A 16611-nucleotide genomic window follows, 5' to 3' on the forward strand; every position below is an offset into this window, starting at 1 on the left:
TGAAAGTGGATCATGCGGTGTGGGCAGCAGGAGCAGGGCGTGCGGGCGCGCCCTGTTCCCAGAAGGGAAAGAAGTTGAACCAGTCGTAGGGCGCCTTGCGCAGCATGCGTTCGAGCTGCTGGGCGAACAGGGCCGCGTATTCGGCCAGCGCCTGCTCGCGCCGGGCGCGCGGCAGCAGCACGCGCTCGGCCAGCGGCACGAACTCCACGGCATAGCCAGCGCCCTCGTGCACGCAGCCCATGAAATACAGCGGGCATTCGAGCACCGAGGCCAGGATGTAGGGCCCGCAGGGGAAAGGCGCCTGATGCCCCAGGAACGGGGCGTGCGTGACGCGGCTTTCGCGCACGGGCACGCGGTCGCCGGCGATGGCGATGAGCTCGCCGCGCGCCACGCGCTCGGCCAGCATCATGGCCGTGGCGGCGTTGAACTCGGTCACCTGCAGCAACTGCACGCCGCTGTCGGGCGCCAGGCGCTGCAGCACGCGGTTGAAGCGCTCGGCATGGGCCGTGTGCACGAGGATGCTCAGCCGCAGGCCCGAGCGCCGCTCGGCCACCGCGCGGCACAGCTCGATGCAGCCCATGTGCGCGGTGACCACCACGGCGCCCTGGCCCTGCGCGAGCAGCGCGTTGAGCGGCTCGCGCCCGGTGAAGGCCACGCGGTCGAAGCGGTAGCGCCCGCTGAGCGCGAGCAGCTTGTCCAGGATCACCTGCGCAAACATGCGAAAGTGCCGCTGGCTCTGGCGCCAGCCCGGCATGCGGGGCCACAGGCCGTGGGCCGCCTGCATGCGCTGCAGGTACTGCAGCGAGGCGCGACGGGCCACCGGGCTGGCCAGCCAGTAGTAGGCGACGATGGGGTACAGGCACAGCAGAAAGGGCCAGCGCCCGAGGAAGCGGTGCACCTGGACCATGAGCCACATGCCCGCGACGAAGGTGTTCTCGCCCAGCTGCGCCCAGTGCGGGGCAGCGGCAGGCGGGGCCGCCTGCGGCCCGGGTGCGGGCGTGGGTGCCGTCATGCCGCCTGCCCTGCGCCGCGCCGGCCCAGGAGCTTGCGCGCCAGCAGCAGCGGGCTGCGCAGCAGCATGCCGCCGAACAGGCGCGTGTGCATGCCCGAGATGAGCACGTTGTCGCGCCACACGCGAAAGTGCGAGAGCCCGTCCTGCGGGTAGGTCACGGCCGTGCGCTGGGTGATGAAGGGCACGCCCTTCCAGTGCATGCGCACGAGGATCTCGGTGTCGAACTCCATGTGCTTGCCGATGCGCGCGCCGTCCATCACGCCGATGGCTTCGCGCAGCGGGTAGACGCGAAAGCCGCACATCGAGTCCTCGATGTCCAGCGACAAGGTGTTGATCCACACCCACACATGGGTGGCATAGCGGCCGTACAGGCGCGCCTTGGGCACGCTGGCGTCGTAGCGCGGGGCGCCGCAGACCATGGCACCGGGTTGCGCGCGGGCCAGCGCGATGAAGGCGGGGATGTCGGCCACGGCGTGCTGGCCGTCGGCGTCGATCTGCAGCGCGTGGCTGTGGCCCGCTGCCAGCGCATGGCGCATGCCGGTCATCACCGCACCGCCCTTGCCCTGGTTCTGCGGCAGGCGCAGCAGCGTGACCTGTTCGCCATGCTGCACGGCCAGGGCATCGAGCACGGCAGCGCAGCCGGGCTCGCAGCCATCGTCGACCAGGATGCAGTGCAGGCCCGCGGCGAGCACGCCCTGCACCATGGCGCCGATGGTCGTCGGGTGGTTGTAGACCGGGATGATGGCGACGGGGTTGAACAACGCGGCGGCGCTCATGCGGCCCCCTCCCCTTGCACCAGGCGCCCGCTGGCATGCGGCCCGCGGCTGGAGGTCAGCGCGAACTGCAGGTAGCCCTTGTCGGGCACCCACTGCAGCTGCACCTGCACGCTGGCGCCGGGCAGAATGGGCTGCTGGAACTTGACCACCTCGGCACGCAGGAAGGCTGCGGGGATGCCGAAGGCCTGCTGCCCCAGGGTGACCACCCAGTGCAGCTGCGCCACGCCGGGCACGATGGGCGCACCGGGGAAGTGGCCCTCGAGCACGCGCAGCCCGGCATCCACCAGCAGTGTGGCCGTGGCCTGGTGTTCGCCGCGCTCGGTCCACTCGGGCTGCGGCATGAGCGGGCGAAACAGCGCCAGCAGGTCGTGCTGCGTGGTCTTGCCCTGCGCGTTCTGCGGCAGGCGGGCCACGTAGCGCCAGCTGCGCGGCAGGGCCACGCGGTCCACCAGGGGCACGAGCAGTGCACGCAGCGCGGCGCCCATCTGCTTGCGGCCCTGTTGCTGCAGGGCCTGCCAGCCGGCGTCGCTCAATTCAAGCACCATGCCCACGCGGGCTGCGGCGGGCGGTGATTCGAGCACCACGGCCTTGGCCGCGGCCACCCAGCCGCTGGCCAGCAGCGCGTTTTCCATGGCGGTCAGCGAGACGCGCTTTTCGGCGATCTTCACGATGCGGTCGGCCCGGCCCTGCAGCACGAAGCCGGCGCCGGCCTTTTGCGGCAGCGCGCGGTCGGCTGTCTCCCACCAGGCGGCGGCATCGGGCAGGTGGCCCGAGCGCACCGAGAGGCAACCGCTGTCGGCCAGGCGCACCTCCACGCCCGGCAGGGGCTGCCAGGCATCGCCCTGCTCCGCGCGGCGGCGCCAGGCGATGCCACCGGTTTCGGAGCTGCCGAAGACCTCGGTGGTGGAATGGCCGAGCAAGGCCAGCGCATGGGCCGAGGCCTCGGGCGGCAAGGGCCCGCCCGACGAGAAGATGCCGCGCAGGCCCCGGGACGCGGCCGCCCAGTCGAGCTGCTGCGGCAGGCGGCTGAGCATGGCGGGGCTGGAGACCAGCAGCGTGGGGCCAGGCTGCGCGAGCTGGGCCACCAGCTCCTCGGGGTAGCGCAGGAATTCGGTGCCCAGGCGCCGCCCTGCGGCCAGCGGCCACAGCACGCGGAACAGCAGGCCGTAGATGTGCTGGTGCGACACGGTGGCCAGGGTGCGCAGTGCGGGCGCATCCGCCATGGGGCCGAAGACCGCCTGCAGGGCATGCACCTCGGCATCGAGCTGCGACAGGTACTTGGCGATGCGCTCGGGCACGCCCGTGGAGCCCGAGGTGAACAGCACCACCTGCGCTGTGCGCAGCGACAGGGGCTGCAGCGACACAGCGCCAGCCCCCGCGTCGTCGGGCCCGATGGCACCGGGCAGCAGGCCTGCGCAGGCCTGTACCTGGGGCAGCAGGTGCGCCAGGGTGTGCGGCTGCAGGTCACTGGCCAGCACCGGCGTCTTGCCCGCATGCCAGGCGCCCCAAAGGGCGGCGGCAAAGGCCAGCGGGTCGTCGAAATACAGGCCCACCTCGGAGCCCTGCACCTTCTGGAAGGCGGCGCACCAGGCCTGCACGGCGCGCACCCAGTCCGCATGCGGAAGCGTGCGGCCACCGGTGGCCGCGACTTCATGCGCGGCCGCACGGGCCTGCGGCAGGGCCACTTCGGACAACGCTGTAAACGTGTTCACTTGCTCGATTCCTGATTCTTGGAGTTGTTTGGACAGGGACGGACGAAAAATCTGACTCGCTCTTTATCGCAGGGTCACGCCAGCGCGCTGCGGCGCTTGACCCACTGGCGCACGCACCACTCGGCGCCCATCAGGCAGCCCATCAGCACATAGGCGATGAGCCCGTTGTACAGCGCCCAGGTGGCATCGCTGCTGAAGGCGGCGGTGTAGGCCGCCACTGCGCCGTTGGCCACGAAGAACAGGCACCACACGGCGGTCACCTTGCGGGTGTAGCGTACCCCGGCTGGGGGCAGGTCGGGCGCGGTCAGCCGGGCCACCCGCTCGATCACCGTGGGGGGGTAGCGCAGGCTCACCGCAAACACCACCAGCAGCACGGCGTTGACCAGCACCGGGTAGAGCTTGACGGCCAGCGCATCGCCCTGCCACCAGGCGGCCAGGGCCAGCACCGCTGCGCCCGAGGCCACGGCCCACCAGAAGCGCTGGCGCGTGACCACGGCGCGCAGCACGGCCAGCGCCACCAGCAGCACGGCCAGCCACTGCGGCGCCACGTGCCCCATGGCAAGGTACACGCCCAGCGGGTACAGCACCGTCAGCACCACCAGAACGGTGGTCACGAGCTTGTGCATGGTGGAAGGCTGGCTGCTTGCCCGCGCGCTCAGGCCGTGGAGGCGGCGTCGTTCACCAGCCGGTGCAGCGCGTCGACCACGTCCTGCACGGTGCGCACCGACTTGAAGGCGTCGGCATTCAGGCGCTTGCCCACCCAGGGCTTGAGCTGCACGATCAGGTCCACGGCATCGATGCTGTCGATGTCCAGGTCGTCGTACAGGCGGGCCTCGGGCGTGATGCGGGCGGCGTCGATTTCAAACGTCTCCTGCAGGATGGCGGCGATGCGTTCGTAGATGGCTTCTTTGTTCATGTTGGATTTCCGTGAATGCCGAGCGCTTCAATCAGTCAGTGCGTGCGGCTGGCGGCCACGAAGGCGGCCAGCGCCTGCACGCTGCCAAAGTGCTTGCGCGTCTGCTCCGAATCGGCCGACATGCTCAGGCCGTAGCGCTTTTGCAGGGCCAGGCCCAGCTCCAGGGCGTCGATGGAGTCGAGGCCCAGGCCCTCGACGAACAACGGCGCCGCAGGGTCGATGTCCTCGGGCGCGATGTCTTCGAGCGCGAGCGAGGAGATGATGATTTCTTTGATTTCTTGCTCAAGTTGAAGCACTTGCAGGCCCCTTGAAAAGTTGTACGGACAGGTGCTCGGTCACATGGCGCGCGGCCAGGGTGTCGCTGGCAGCCGAGTCACAGAATTCTTCCACCGCAATATCAGGCCGCACCTCGATGGTGAAGTGCGGCTTGCGCACGGGCACCTTCCACCACGGCGTGCCCTTGGTCAGCATGGGCAGGCTGCTGTGGATGTGCACGGGCGTGATGTCGATGCGCCCGCGCACCGCCACGTGGGCGGCGCCGCGCTGCAGGCGGTTGGCGCCCTGCACGGGCGTGCGCGTGCCCTCCGGGAAGATGATGAGGTTGTTGCCGTCCTTGAGCGAGCGCACGCAGTCCTCCAGCAGCCCGGCGCCGTCGCCGTTGGTGATGAAGCCCGCCGCCCGGATCGGTCCGCGCATGAAGGGGTTGTGGGCCAGCGCCGCCTTGACGATGCAGTCCGCATGGCGCACGAAGGAGATCAGGAACACCACGTCGATCAGCGAGGGGTGGTTGGCCAGGATCAAGAGACCCCGGCGCTGCAGGCGCTCGCGGCCATGCACCTCGTAGGAGATCACGCCCACGAAGTTCATGAGCCCCACGAACCAGCGAAAGCAGTGGTGGATGGCGGCCTGCGAGAGCTGCTGCTGGCGCGCCGGATCGCGCACCACCAGCGTGAACACCGGGCACACCACGCAGCGCAGCACCAGGCCGCCCAGGCCGAACACGGAAAAGCAGAATCCCGTGGCCACGATGCGCCAGGCCCGGTTGATGACTTCAAGCATGCACGCGCTCCCACATCCATTGGCCCGATGCATGGCCATGCACCAGGTGTTGCCGCTCGCCCTGCAGCAGAAAATGCAGGGCATCGAGCCCATGCGGCAAGGCACCGGCCCCGCCACGCCCCGGGGTCTCTTCGTCGCCCTGTGGCGCCGCATCGAGTGCCTGCAGTGCAAAGCCCGCTTCGCCGGCCTGCAGGGGCGCCAGCAGTGCGGCCCAGGCGTATTCGGCCATGGGCTCGTCGTGGAACGCAGCGTAGCCGGGCGGCAGCGGTTCGTCGTAGCAGACCAGCAGCACCTCGGCCGCACCGGGCTCGGCATCCTGCAGCAGGCCCACGGCCTCGACGACGCCGGCTTCGGGCGCGCAGTGCGAGGACGCGACGCAGACCGCGTTGGCGCGCATGCCGCGCAGGATCGAGTGCTGCGCGCCCACGGCGTTGTGCACCGACAGGCCGAAGGCGGTGGGCGACAGGGGTTCATCCTGGGCCTGGGAGCGCAGCAGGGACAGCGCCTTGTCGGCATCGCCGTAGCGAGAGGCCCAGACCACGGGAATATCGGCGCCCTCTTCGGGTGGCAGCACGCTGTCGGCCACACTCACGGCCATCTTCGCCAGGTGACCCAGGCGGCGCCGCGCCATGGCGGGAACGTGGGGCAGCTCGACCGCCGTGCCCCCCACGGGGCACACCGGTGCCTTGGCCCACTGCAGCCATTGCTCCTGACTTTGCAGGCCCGGTGCTATCGCAGCCCACGCCCGAACGGCGAACGCAGCGCGCACAGCCCTCTCCCGATTTCTTTGATTGCTTGGCGTGTGTACGGCACACACGGAGCAATTATCTCAGAAAGCCCCCTGGCGGCGGCAGTTTTACGGTTACATGTGCACACAAATCGGCACCCCGTGCGGGCAACGCGCCCCCATACAAAGGGTTACAACAACTTCACCCAAATGGGGGGTGCCATCCAGCGTTGCATCCTGGCGACAAAGAGCGACCGCCCTGCCCTATTCCTCGAACCCGAAGCCCACGGCCGACACCCCGGCTGCGCTCGTGCGCGCCACCAGGTACTGGCCCGGCCCGACGACGATGGCCGTGCGTTCGAGCACGCCCGAGGGCGCCAGGTACACGTCGTACTCGATCCACTCCGCGTCGGTGGGCGTGGCCGCGGCGGCCAGGGCCACGCGGGCCAGCACGGCCGAGGTGTTGCGGTTGACCAGCGACAGCGTGAGCGTGCCGGTCTGCGTGGCCGGCTGGTAGAGGGTGGTGGCCGTGGCCGCGGCCAGGTCCAGTGCAAAAAGGCGTCCGTTTGCCATGTCGATCAAGCTCCTGAAAGAAAGAAAACCTTGCTGCGCGACTGCACCGGGGCCCACTGCTGCACGCCCTGGGTCACGAACAGCGCCAGCGGCTGGGCATGCACCGGCGCCACGGGCAGGCCCAGGGCGCCACCGGCCTGGGAGCTGACCCAGGCCCGCACCCAGTTCGTGCTGGCCAGGGCCTGGCTGTTGTCGCCCGGTGGCAGCGGCGTGGCGGCGGTGACGGTGCCGGCTGCAGCCAGGTGGCCGGCGATGGACTGGTCGCCCGTGAAGGCGTTGCCGCCGGCCAGGTTGGCCTTGGTGGCCAGGCCGGCATCTACCTGCCCGGCCTTGGTGGCCACGCCGTCGAAGCCCAGCTCGACGCGCTGGAACTCGTCCTTGAGGACCTGCTCGTCCACGCGCTGGCCGGGCAGCGGGTTGAAGACGCGGTGGTAGAAAGTGTTGGCCATGGGTGTTGTTGCTCCTTGGTAGCTATCGATCCAGGCGCCGCGGCGTGTACACCACCGACACGCTCTGCAGCGTGTGGGGCAGTTCGTCGCGCGCGGTGCTCACGATGTTCAGGCTGAGGTCGGTGCCCACGCCGTCCAGGCGCACCTTGGAGAGCACGTTGGCGGGCACGCTGTAGTAGCTCTGGCCGTAGTTGCTCACGCTGTAGTAGGCGCCGCCGGCGTTCTGCAGCACATGCACCACGTCGGTCAGGCCCACGTCGGGCTTGCCCAGGCTGTACTCGCCCTGCACCAGCAGGCGACAGGCGCTGCGGTTCTTGCTCTCCAGGTCCACACGCCGAAAGCGCTTTTTCTCCATCGGGCTCTTGGTGTGGTTGAAGGCCAGGCGCAGGTAGGCCTGGATCGGAGCGCCATCGAAGCTGCGGCCCCGGTCGGCCTCGTAGACATGGCCGTCGTCGCTGCCGAAGAAGTTGCGGTGCTCGCCGCCCACCACCGCATCGCAGGTGCAGCGCACCGTGCGCCCGTAGTCGATGGGCATGAAGGCCAGCGCGCTGCCGCCGTCGGCCGTGGGAATGGGCGTGACGCTCAGGCTTTCGCCCGTGGCAAAGAACAGGCGCATGCGCTTGTCGGCCCGGTTGACCACCGAGGCCGTGACCTGGCGCGCCTTGAGCAGGCGCTGGATGCGCGAGGACAGTGGCAGCCGCTCGAAGTTGCCGAAGGCCTGCGTGGCGCTGACCACGGCCACGCCCAGGGTGTCGAACACCAGCACGCGTCCCAGGTTCTGCACGCTGCCGCGCTGGGCGCCCACGTCGTCGGCAAAGTTCACGAAGCGCCAGTCGGCGCTGCTGCTGCCGTACAGCACCCAGGTGCGCTCGGCGGCAAACACCATGAGCGCGCCGCCCTCGGCGTCCGACGGCAGCACCTGGAAGCCCGTGACCACATCGCCGGCCGCGATCTCGGCGGCGCCCACCACGGCGGACCAGCGGCACGGATCGCCCACGGCGCTGTGCTGCACCGAGCCCTCGAAGCTGAAGAACAGGTGGTTCTTGTGCGCCACGCAGTGCACGGGCTTGTCCGCCGCCATGCCGGTGGCCAGCGGCACCAGCACCTCGCCATCGAACTCGAAGCCGCGGTTCACGCCATCGGCGCCATAGATGCGCTGCTGCCCCGCCCGGCCGTTGAAGTTGTAGACCACGGCATCGAGCCGGCCGCCGGGCAGTTGGGTGATAGCCGCCTCGGCACCGGCAGCCACGGCCGTCACACCCGCCGTGAAGGCGCCTGCGGTGAACGCGCCGCCCGAGGGCGCGGTGACGATGAAGCGCCCTTTGGCCGTGCCCGCTGCCCAGGTGCCCGACTCCACCACCACGCGCTTGACGATGGCAGACACCGCGCCCTTGGTGACGTTGGCGCCCACCGCAGGCTCCGTGCCGCTGCCGCCGCTGAAGGCCAGCTCGTAGTAATGGAACACCGGCGCCCAGCCGGTGGCCGAACTCTTGTAGATGCTGCACGCCGTGGCAGCCAGGTTGTCGCGCCAGGCGTAGACCGTGCCGTTCAATACGGCAATGCCGCGCAGCGGCCCCGACCCCGGCACGGCGCCAATGGCCGCGCGGTAGTGGTCAGCGGCCAGCGCCGCAAAGGCGTTGTCGTCGAAGCCATCGATGTCCGAGGCATCGCCGTCGAACACCCCCACCGGGCTGCCCGCCACGGTGAGGGCTTCGCCCACGGCAAACACGCCCGTGGACCGGGTCACCACCATCTGCGCCGCACTGCGCAGCAACAGCACCACCGCCGTGGCGCCGGAGCTGGCGCCCGCCACCGTCTGCCCCACGGCCACGCCGGTGAAGGCGGTGGCGGCGCGCAGGCACTTGTAGGCCGCATCGCTGGGCCGGGGCCGCCCGTCGAAGCGCTCGTAACCGCCGATGCGCTCGTACCCCTCCAGCGCCGAGCTTTCGTAGTTGATCGCGCCCGTGATCATGCCCGGGCGCAACGTGAGCTGGGCCGATTCGGCATCGAGCCCGCCCGCCAGCGGGAAGTACTGGGTCTTGAGCGCGGGCATGCGCATATCGCCAGTCATGCGAGCGGCCTTGCGCCAAAGCCGGGGCGTGGCAGCTGCGACTGCGCCAGCGCCGAGAAGCCCATGCTGTAGTTCTGCTCGGCACGCTGGTAGACCTCGCTGGCCGCATCGAAGCCACCGTATTCGCGCAGCGCACGCCAGCCGATCAGGGGATGAAAGCGCGCCGGCAGGGCCGGCTCGTCGGCGTCGAGCACCAGGTCCACCACGTCCTTCACGTACGCGGCGCGCACCATGTGCACCGCATCGGGCGTGGGGCCCACCAGCAGCTCGCCACCGGGCGCCATGCTCCAGTACTGCAGCGCGCCCGGCGCGTGCGTGCCCGTGAGAAAGCGCTGGCGAAACGCCTCGTAGTCGAGCCAGGCCAGCGCATGCTCGCTCACCTGCCCATCGGCCACGCGCCAGGCGCTGGGGCGGTAGCCATCGGCCGCGGGCTTCCAGGCGGCGAAGTCGGCCAGCGCAAAGCCCGGGGCCGCGGCCTCGGGCACCATCACCAGGGTGCCGGCCGGCACCTGGCCGAGCGCCTCGCCGCGGCGAAACAGCCAGGACTCGTGCGCCAGCGCGATGTCACGCCAGGCCCAGTTCACCCATTCGAACACGCGGGAATCGTCGCCACTGGCCGTCGTGGCCGAGGCCGGCGGGCCGCCCGACAGGCCGCTCTCGCGCTTGACGGCCCGGGCCAGTTGCAGGAAGTTCATGGTGCGCGCCCTCCCCGCTCAGCTTTTGCGTTGCAAGGGGAAGCGCGGCTTTTCGACCCAGCGCATCTTGTCGATGTTCTCGGGCTCCTCGGGGTCGGCCTCGCGCACCGTGTAGGCCAGGCCTTCGATGTGGTCGGCCATCTCCACCGGCACGCGCACCCAGCGCTCGCGCTGGATCTGGATCTGGTAGTTGTTGAGCCCGAAGAAGGGCTGCTGCGGTTCGTGCAGCTCGCCCTTGAAGAGCTTGATCTCGACCGTCTGGCCCGAGAAGCCGTGCTGCTGCACGGCCACGTCGATGTCGGTGTCGGTGCCTGCGGTGGTTTCGGCCAATGCGGCGGCCTTGGCTTGTGCTTTTGCCATGGGAGTATTCCTTCTGTTGAGAGAAGGGGCCGGCTGCATGCCGGCCCCGGGGGTCAAGCCGGCGTCAGGCGCTCACACCATGTTCGATGCGGGTCATCCAGGCGTCGTTCAAGATCGCCGCGGCCGACCACATCTTGAAAGCCACGTGCCCGCGCTGGCCCATGGGGTCGCTGTCGCTGGGCTTGGGGTTGACCACGATGGGCGTGAGGCCCGAGCCCGATGCCGACAGGTTCACCGTGGCATAGGCCTCCTTGCCGACGATGACCGACTGGTACACGTCCACCGCCGTGCCCCCCAGCATGCCGTTCAGCGTGGCATTGCCGGCGTTGACCAGCGGCGCATACAGCGTGGACGAAACGAAGCGGATGTTCTCGAACGCGCCGATCTCGTTCTCGCACAGCGGCTTGAAGGTGCCGTAGTTCTGGATGCGCGTGTAGCCGGCCGGGAAGAACGCGGGGTTCTGCAGGTCCATCTCCACGTTGGGGTGCACAAAGCACACGTAGCACGGCGGGATGGGCAGCGTGCCCACGCCGTCGGTGGCGTTGAGCACGGTGGTCAGCGGGCGCGCGTCCTGCGCCTTGAGCTGGCGGATGGCGCGGCGCGCCACGTTGGCCGTCATCGTCGTGTTCACCGCGTTGCGCGCCACGCCGTTGGCATACAGCACCTGCGTGCCGGCCTTGATGGTGTTGTACAGGATCAGCTCCTGCGTCTGGCCCGCGGTCTCGCCCAGCGAGGCACTCAGCTCGCTGAGCACCGGGTCTTCGTGCGTGTCGGCAATCACGTCGGTGATCTGCACGCGCTGGCCGTACTGCTCCAGGTTGGCCGACACGTCGGTGCTGGTGATGTTGCCCTGCACGGGCGTCACGCCTTCGGTCAGCGGCGTGGTGGTGGGCGCCAGGCGGCCATAGCGGCGCCACTTGACGACCTTGGTCTTGCCCTTGGGCACGGCCGTCACCACGGCAAACTTGGCCATGTTCAGGGAGGGCTGGGCACGCTCCAGCATCTTGTCCACCGCATAGGCGGCGGTACGGGGGGTGATGTCACCGTAAACGGTCATGAGATTGGCTCCTTGTCGGAAAATTCAAACGTGTCTGTGTGCGCCAGCGCGCGGCTGCGGCCCCGCAGCCCGTGGCTATGCCAGGCCGCCCAGGCGCTGGCGCCGAAAGAAGTCCAGCGAGGCTTCGAAATCGTCCTCGGGCGGCAGGCCGCCCCGGGCGCCGCTGGTGCGCGAAGGCAGGCCCGCCGCCGACTGCAGCCTGGCGGCATTGGCGCTGGCGCGCTGTGCGGCGGGCTGTTGTTGCTGGGGGTAGCGGGCAATCGGTGCGCGGCCCGCGCGGCGCAGATGGGCGTCGTACGCATCCATCACCGCAATCGCCTCACCGGGGTCCTGCCCCTGGTAGAAGGCCACCTGGATGGGCTGGGGCTGCGTGCCGATCCAGGCGCTGAAGTCCGCGCTGCGCACCACCTCCACCGCGTTCGGGTAGGTGGCCTCGAAGGTTTGCATCGCGGCCTGGTAGGCGGCGCTGCGTTGCTCCTGGGCGCGCTGCTCGTGCTCGGCGCGCAGGCCGTGCAGCGGCTCGACCATGCGGGCGGCGGTCTGCTCGGCCACCGTCGCGGCCTGCGCATCCACGGCCTGCAGGGCCTGCTGCACGGCGCCCACCAGCCCATGCAGTTCGGGGAACTGCTGCACCTTCGCGGACAGCTCGGCCAGCCGCGCGGACGCGGCGGCGGAACTGTCGCCCTGGGTGCCCGGCGCAGCCCTGCCGCCACGGCCCTTGAGCTGCGCGTTCTCCTGCAGCAAGCGGTCGCGCTCGGCCCGTGCCTGGTTCAGGTAGCGGTTGAGCTGGCCCACGCGGCCCATCTCGCTGCGCGCCTTGTGCAGCTCTTCCTGCGTGCGGCGCAGCAGCTCGGCGGGGTCGGGGTTGCCGGCCCGGTCGCTGTGCTGCGCGGCGGCTTGGCGCGCACGGGTCTGCGCGGCATCGGTGCCGGTGGCCTCGGCGCCCATCGCCATTGCTGCGGGCAAGTCCCCATCGGGACCAGCCGGCATGGTGGCGGTGGACACCTGTGCGTCACCACCCGTTTCCGCACGCTCCTGGCGCAGCGCATCCAGCGCCTGCGCCATCTGGTCCTCGGCATCCATTGCGCTGGCGGCGCCCTCGCCGGGTTCCAGGCTGGCTGCGGTGGCGTGGCTGGTGTTGCTGCTGTTGCTGCTGTCGGTGGTGTTCATAGTGCGGTCGGTCCTTCTTCGGCGTGGCCCGCGGGGCCAGAGGCAGTGGTGGCGGGTGGTGGTTGCTGACACCGGGCGCATCGCCCGTGAAAGCAATGTCCGCGAAGAGGCGACCACGTTGAATGGGTGGCATATATGCCGCGCACCATGGCAACAAACAGGCAAAAAAAAGCCCGCTCGAAGCGGGCTGCCCATGGCTCACGCAGAGACGGGTCTATTCGATCCCCGGAAAGTTCTGGTCGATGAACGAGACCACAAACTCGTTGGGGTCTGCAGGCATGCCGTTGGCCTTGCAGTGCTCCAGGTAGCCTGCCCAGAACCGGCGCACCTGCTCGTCCAGGCGCGGCGGGAACTGCATCTGCGCGGCCACCATGTCCTGCCACGACCCCTCGTCGCCATACACCTGCGCAAGCCGGGGCTGCATGGCGACCAGCGCCTCGTCCTGCTCCTCGCTCAACTGCCCGATCACGTCCAGAAAATAGCTGTCCAGCAGCCTCAGAAACGGCTTGCCTGCGTAGCGGTCCATCGCATTCCTCCTTGGGTTGTGCAGGGCCTGGCCCCGCCTTTTGGGGTGACGGAACTGGTTGGCACTGTTTGCGGGGGGTGCCGAAAGCAGCGCTGCCCAAGCTCCACGTTGTTTGTACTATGTTTCGCGTGCGGAGCCGGATTCGCCGGGCTCCTTGTCATCGCTTTTTTTCTTCTTCTTGCGGTTGGGGGGTGCGCCAGCGGGGATTGCCCACTCGGAGTACCCTCCGCTCGCACCTGGGTCCGGATGCAGCACCCGCCAGAAGGGCGAGCCGGGTGTGTGCTGCTCCTTCGGAACCAGGCGCATGACCCCTTTCCGGCCGTCCGCAGTGGACGTGGAAGCATGCTCCCATATCCAGCCGGGCGGTGGCTTGGGCGTGCCCCGGGCCGATACGGTGTGGCCGACGCCCGGGATCATGGCCTCCATCATCCGCGCAAATTCCGGGCTGGCATCGAGCGCTTTCTTCAATGCGGCGTTGGCGCGCTGGTAGTGGACCTTGCGATGGTGCCCAAAGTCGTCCAGGTCGAGCTGCATCTCGAAGGCCACCGTGTAGGCGTTGGGCTTCCAGGGCCGCCCGTCAGGCCCCGTCTTGGGCCATTCGGACCGGCGCTTTTCCATCATGTCATCGACATTGGCTTTCGATGGCAGCGTGCTGACGACCGCCTGCGTGACGCCACCATCTATCACCCCGGTCTGCGCACCGTCCATGGCCGATGGCGGCGGTGCGACTGCGGGTTGTGCCGGACTGGGCGGCCGCGCCTGGCCGCGGGCCTGCGCACGCGCGGAGGCCGGGGCTGCGGCGTCCGCGGCATCCGCAGCCAGCACCCGTTGCGCGCGCGCTGCGCTGCCGGGTGCCACCAGCAGTTGGCCGCCGGGCATGTCCTTGAGGTCGCCTTCAGGCACCCCCGCCGCCTGCAGCCGCGCCCGCTCGGACGGCCCGGCACCTTCCACGGCCAGGCTGCCCTTGTCCAGCCTGCGCATGCGGGGCGCGGATGCAACAGGCACAGTTTGCGCGGCGCTCGCGCCATGCCCCCCTGGGCCCGGCTGCAATGCCAAGGCTTCGCGTGCATGCGCAGCACTGCGCTGCGCCACCAGCAATTCGCCAGCGCCGGCAGGCTGGATGTCCGCCTCTGCCACGCCCGCCTGCAGCAACTGCGTGCGTATGTGCGACGAATCCCCCTGCACGAGCAGGGTCCCACTGTCCAGCGCGTGCACCTGGTGTGCGCTGGAAGAAGGCTCCATGCGCCCCGCCCCGCCCGGGCCGTCCACCCCTGCGGCGTCGCCCGGTGCGGCCTGCGACGCCGCAGGCGCCACCGGGGCTTGCCCGCGCGATGGCACTGCAACCGGTGCTGGCGCATCGGCTATCGCCTGTGCGGGGGCATCCGCGTCCGGATAGGCATGCGTACGGGCGAGCGCATCCTGGGCGCGCTGCTGGCGCACGGCAGACAAGGGCTCCACCGCTTGCCCATTGGCCTGCCCATGCCGCGGGTCCACAGCCGCAGGGGGCCCCGGCCTGTCCGCGGGCACCTGCGGCCTGGCGGGCTGGTCTTCGACCCGGGGAACCCCATTGCCGGCAGGCACATGCGCCGGGCGCCCCCCCGGCTCCTCGGCCCGCGCCGCCATGGCGTGCGGGGTGGCAGGCGAACCTGCCGCGCGCCGGGCGCCCCTGGCCCCGGACAGCACGCCCGACAAAACCCCCACCGCAGCTTCATCGATGAACCCCGCACTCTGGCCTTCGCCGAACGGGTCGCCCTTCGCCCCCCAGTCCTCGGCCACCCGCTGTGCGCCCTGAATGGCGCCCTGCTGCAGGGTTTGGGCCCCCACCGACCTGGCCACCTGCGCGTAGGCCCGGGCCTTGAATGCGTCGGCCGATGGGGCGTCGAGCCCGATCCGGCCCGCCAGCGCATTGATCGCCAGGGAGGTGGCGGCACCGGCCATCGCCCGCTCCAGGTCCACGGGCTGGCCCGTGCGCCGGGCCTGCTCCACCGCGTCGACATACACCGACCCGAAGGTCTGGCTGGCGTCGAAGAGCGTGCTGCCGATGACCTCACCCAGCGCCCTCTTGCCCACGGTGTTGGCGATCACGCCGCCCATGCCCGAAGCCAGCACCGCCGATGCGGCCTGCACGGCCAGGTAGCCGCTATTTTCCATGGCCCACTGCGCCGCATCGTCCGCGCTGCGGATGCCGGTGAAGCCGGGCGCCATGCCGATGTTGTCCACCGTGCGCATGGTGTCCCGGTAACCGGCCAGGCCCCACTCGCGCAGCGCCTCATCGCCTGTCAACTGCCCCACCAGGCCAGCCGCGCTCTGGCCCAGTGCGATCAGCTCGCCGCCCCCTTTGGCCAGGCCGCGCACCACGGCCGGCATGTCTTGTGCAGCGGCACGCACCCGGGCATCGGCCTGCAGCGCACGCATTTCCTTTTCTTCGGCAACCACACGCTCGCGCTCGGTGTTCGGGTTGTAGCCCAGCACAATGCGCTCCCCCGTCACCGCGTCGGGGGCTGCCGTGCGCGTGCGAGCGTTCAGGCGCTGCTCAAGCCGTGCATCGAAGCGCGCGTTGGCACTGGCATCCGCATCGCCATACCCGCGCCCCGCATACTGCGCCTTGCGGTCCACTGGCTTGGGCGCAACGGCGGGCGGGGACACATTGAACTCCGCCAACGCGCGCAGCTTCTCGCGGCTACCGGGATTGATCGCCGCGAGCCGGTCCATCTCCTGCTCCACCGTCAACTCGCGACGTCCCTTGTCGGTATCGAGCCGCATGCCCGAAACCGCCCCCCTTCCACCACCACCGCCGTGCCAGGCACGGGCCGAGGAGATGACCTGCTGCTCGGCTTGCGTGTCCTGCGGCGCAGCAGGTGCAGTTGCAGGCACAGGTGAAGAGCCTTGCCTGCCACCGGCACCGTAGGCGGCCAATGCCTGCTCATAGTTGCCACCAAAACGATCCAGTTGGGCCCGCAACTCCGCAGCGGCGCCATAGATCGACTGCACCGGGTCCAGGGGATTCACCTTGAGCCGCTGCGCCGTCTGCGGTGGCAACCGCATGATGCCCACGGCATCGATATCGCCGTCATTGAGCCACTCGCCCCGCCCGCCCGCCCTCCGGTCCGCCATGGAGCGCAGCAGCCCCGGATCCAGTTGGAACTGCCGGGCTGCCAGGTCGAAGGCCTCTTCCACACGGGTGTTCCGTGCCCGCGCTTCGCTGTCCTGCACCGGCCGCTCCAGCGGCACCCGCGTGACGCCCGAATCCGCCGTGTCCCGTCCGGTGATCGCCGAAAAGGCATACTCTAAAAGGTTCATTGGCGGCCCCGGCAGGAAGTAGTGGATCGGAGCGCCACTGTCCGCCGCGCCCCCGCCGCCGACCAGGGAGGGCATATATGCAATGCGCGGAACAGCCCCCGTCCACGCCGACGAGACTTGCCCTGGCCGCAACGCCCCGGAGATCCCGCGCAGGCGAAAAAAAGCCCGCTCGGAGCGGGCTAGGTCTTGGAAAAGCTCAGGGCCTGCG

Annotated in this window: 17 protein-coding genes; all 17 read right to left on the minus strand. The window is 69.8% G+C overall.

All coding sequences use genetic code 11. The annotated features are described in order from the left end of the window. Positions 1-10: 10 nt before the first annotated feature. Positions 11-1012, minus strand: coding sequence for a lysophospholipid acyltransferase family protein (locus AC07PF_RS26225; protein WP_494613830.1), 1002 nt, complete (start codon positions 1010-1012; stop codon positions 11-13). Then, positions 1009-1788 carry a glycosyltransferase family 2 protein gene (locus tag AC07PF_RS26230; protein ID WP_494609363.1) on the minus strand — a complete coding sequence of 260 codons (780 nt, stop codon included), beginning with the start codon at positions 1786-1788 and terminating at the stop codon, positions 1009-1011. The genes AC07PF_RS26225 and AC07PF_RS26230 overlap by 4 nt, the downstream gene beginning before the upstream one ends. Then, the gene (locus AC07PF_RS26235; RefSeq protein WP_494613831.1) at positions 1785-3500 is read right to left on the minus strand and encodes an ApeI family dehydratase; all 1716 of its coding nucleotides are present in this window, start codon (positions 3498-3500) and stop codon (positions 1785-1787) included. Before AC07PF_RS26235 ends, AC07PF_RS26230 begins: the two co-directional genes overlap by 4 nt. A 74-nt stretch (positions 3501-3574) precedes the next feature. After that, complete coding sequence (locus AC07PF_RS26240) at positions 3575-4126, minus strand: COG4648 family protein (RefSeq protein WP_007855390.1); 552 nt, start codon at positions 4124-4126, stop codon at positions 3575-3577. A gap of 29 nt (positions 4127-4155) precedes the next feature. Beyond that, positions 4156-4416: an acyl carrier protein gene (locus tag AC07PF_RS26245; protein ID WP_007855389.1), complete on the minus strand. Its 261-nt coding sequence runs from the start codon at positions 4414-4416 to the stop codon at positions 4156-4158. A 35-nt stretch (positions 4417-4451) separates the two neighbouring features. Further along, positions 4452-4712: a phosphopantetheine-binding protein gene (locus tag AC07PF_RS26250; protein WP_007855388.1), complete on the minus strand. Its 261-nt coding sequence runs from the start codon at positions 4710-4712 to the stop codon at positions 4452-4454. Further along, entirely contained in the window at positions 4699-5475 is a 777-nt protein-coding gene (locus tag AC07PF_RS26255; protein WP_145699162.1) for a lysophospholipid acyltransferase family protein, read from the minus strand. Before AC07PF_RS26255 ends, AC07PF_RS26250 begins: the two co-directional genes overlap by 14 nt. Further along, positions 5468-6244 (minus strand): beta-ketoacyl synthase chain length factor, encoded by a 777-nt coding sequence (locus AC07PF_RS26260; protein WP_494613832.1) that lies wholly within the window; start codon positions 6242-6244, stop codon positions 5468-5470. The genes AC07PF_RS26255 and AC07PF_RS26260 overlap by 8 nt, the downstream gene beginning before the upstream one ends. A 222-nt stretch (positions 6245-6466) precedes the next feature. Continuing rightward, complete coding sequence (locus AC07PF_RS26265) at positions 6467-6775, minus strand: hypothetical protein (RefSeq protein ID WP_007855384.1); 309 nt, start codon at positions 6773-6775, stop codon at positions 6467-6469. A gap of 5 nt (positions 6776-6780) precedes the next feature. After that, positions 6781-7224: a hypothetical protein gene (locus AC07PF_RS26270; protein ID WP_494613833.1), complete on the minus strand. Its 444-nt coding sequence runs from the start codon at positions 7222-7224 to the stop codon at positions 6781-6783. A gap of 22 nt (positions 7225-7246) precedes the next feature. Beyond that, positions 7247-9295 (minus strand): hypothetical protein, encoded by a 2049-nt coding sequence (locus tag AC07PF_RS26275; RefSeq protein ID WP_494613834.1) that lies wholly within the window; start codon positions 9293-9295, stop codon positions 7247-7249. Next, positions 9292-9990 (minus strand): phage adaptor protein, encoded by a 699-nt coding sequence (locus tag AC07PF_RS26280; RefSeq protein ID WP_494609369.1) that lies wholly within the window; start codon positions 9988-9990, stop codon positions 9292-9294. Before AC07PF_RS26280 ends, AC07PF_RS26275 begins: the two co-directional genes overlap by 4 nt. Positions 9991-10008: 18 nt before the next feature. Continuing rightward, on the minus strand, positions 10009-10350 hold the full coding sequence (locus AC07PF_RS26285) for a hypothetical protein (protein WP_007855378.1): 342 nt from the start codon (positions 10348-10350) through the stop codon (positions 10009-10011). A 64-nt stretch (positions 10351-10414) separates the two neighbouring features. Further along, positions 10415-11407, minus strand: a complete 993-nt coding sequence (locus tag AC07PF_RS26290; protein ID WP_145699166.1) for a N4-gp56 family major capsid protein — start codon at positions 11405-11407, stop codon at positions 10415-10417. 75 nt (positions 11408-11482) lie between these two features. Further along, complete coding sequence (locus AC07PF_RS26295; RefSeq protein ID WP_494613835.1) at positions 11483-12577, minus strand: hypothetical protein; 1095 nt, start codon at positions 12575-12577, stop codon at positions 11483-11485. A 214-nt stretch (positions 12578-12791) separates the two neighbouring features. Continuing rightward, on the minus strand, positions 12792-13103 hold the full coding sequence (locus AC07PF_RS26300) for a cytochrome P450 family protein (protein WP_145699168.1): 312 nt from the start codon (positions 13101-13103) through the stop codon (positions 12792-12794). A gap of 117 nt (positions 13104-13220) precedes the next feature. Continuing rightward, positions 13221-16403 (minus strand): lytic transglycosylase domain-containing protein, encoded by a 3183-nt coding sequence (locus AC07PF_RS26305; protein ID WP_494613836.1) that lies wholly within the window; start codon positions 16401-16403, stop codon positions 13221-13223. Positions 16404-16611: the final 208 nt, after the last annotated feature.

This window comes from Acidovorax sp. GW821-FHT10A04, from assembly GCF_059415825.1.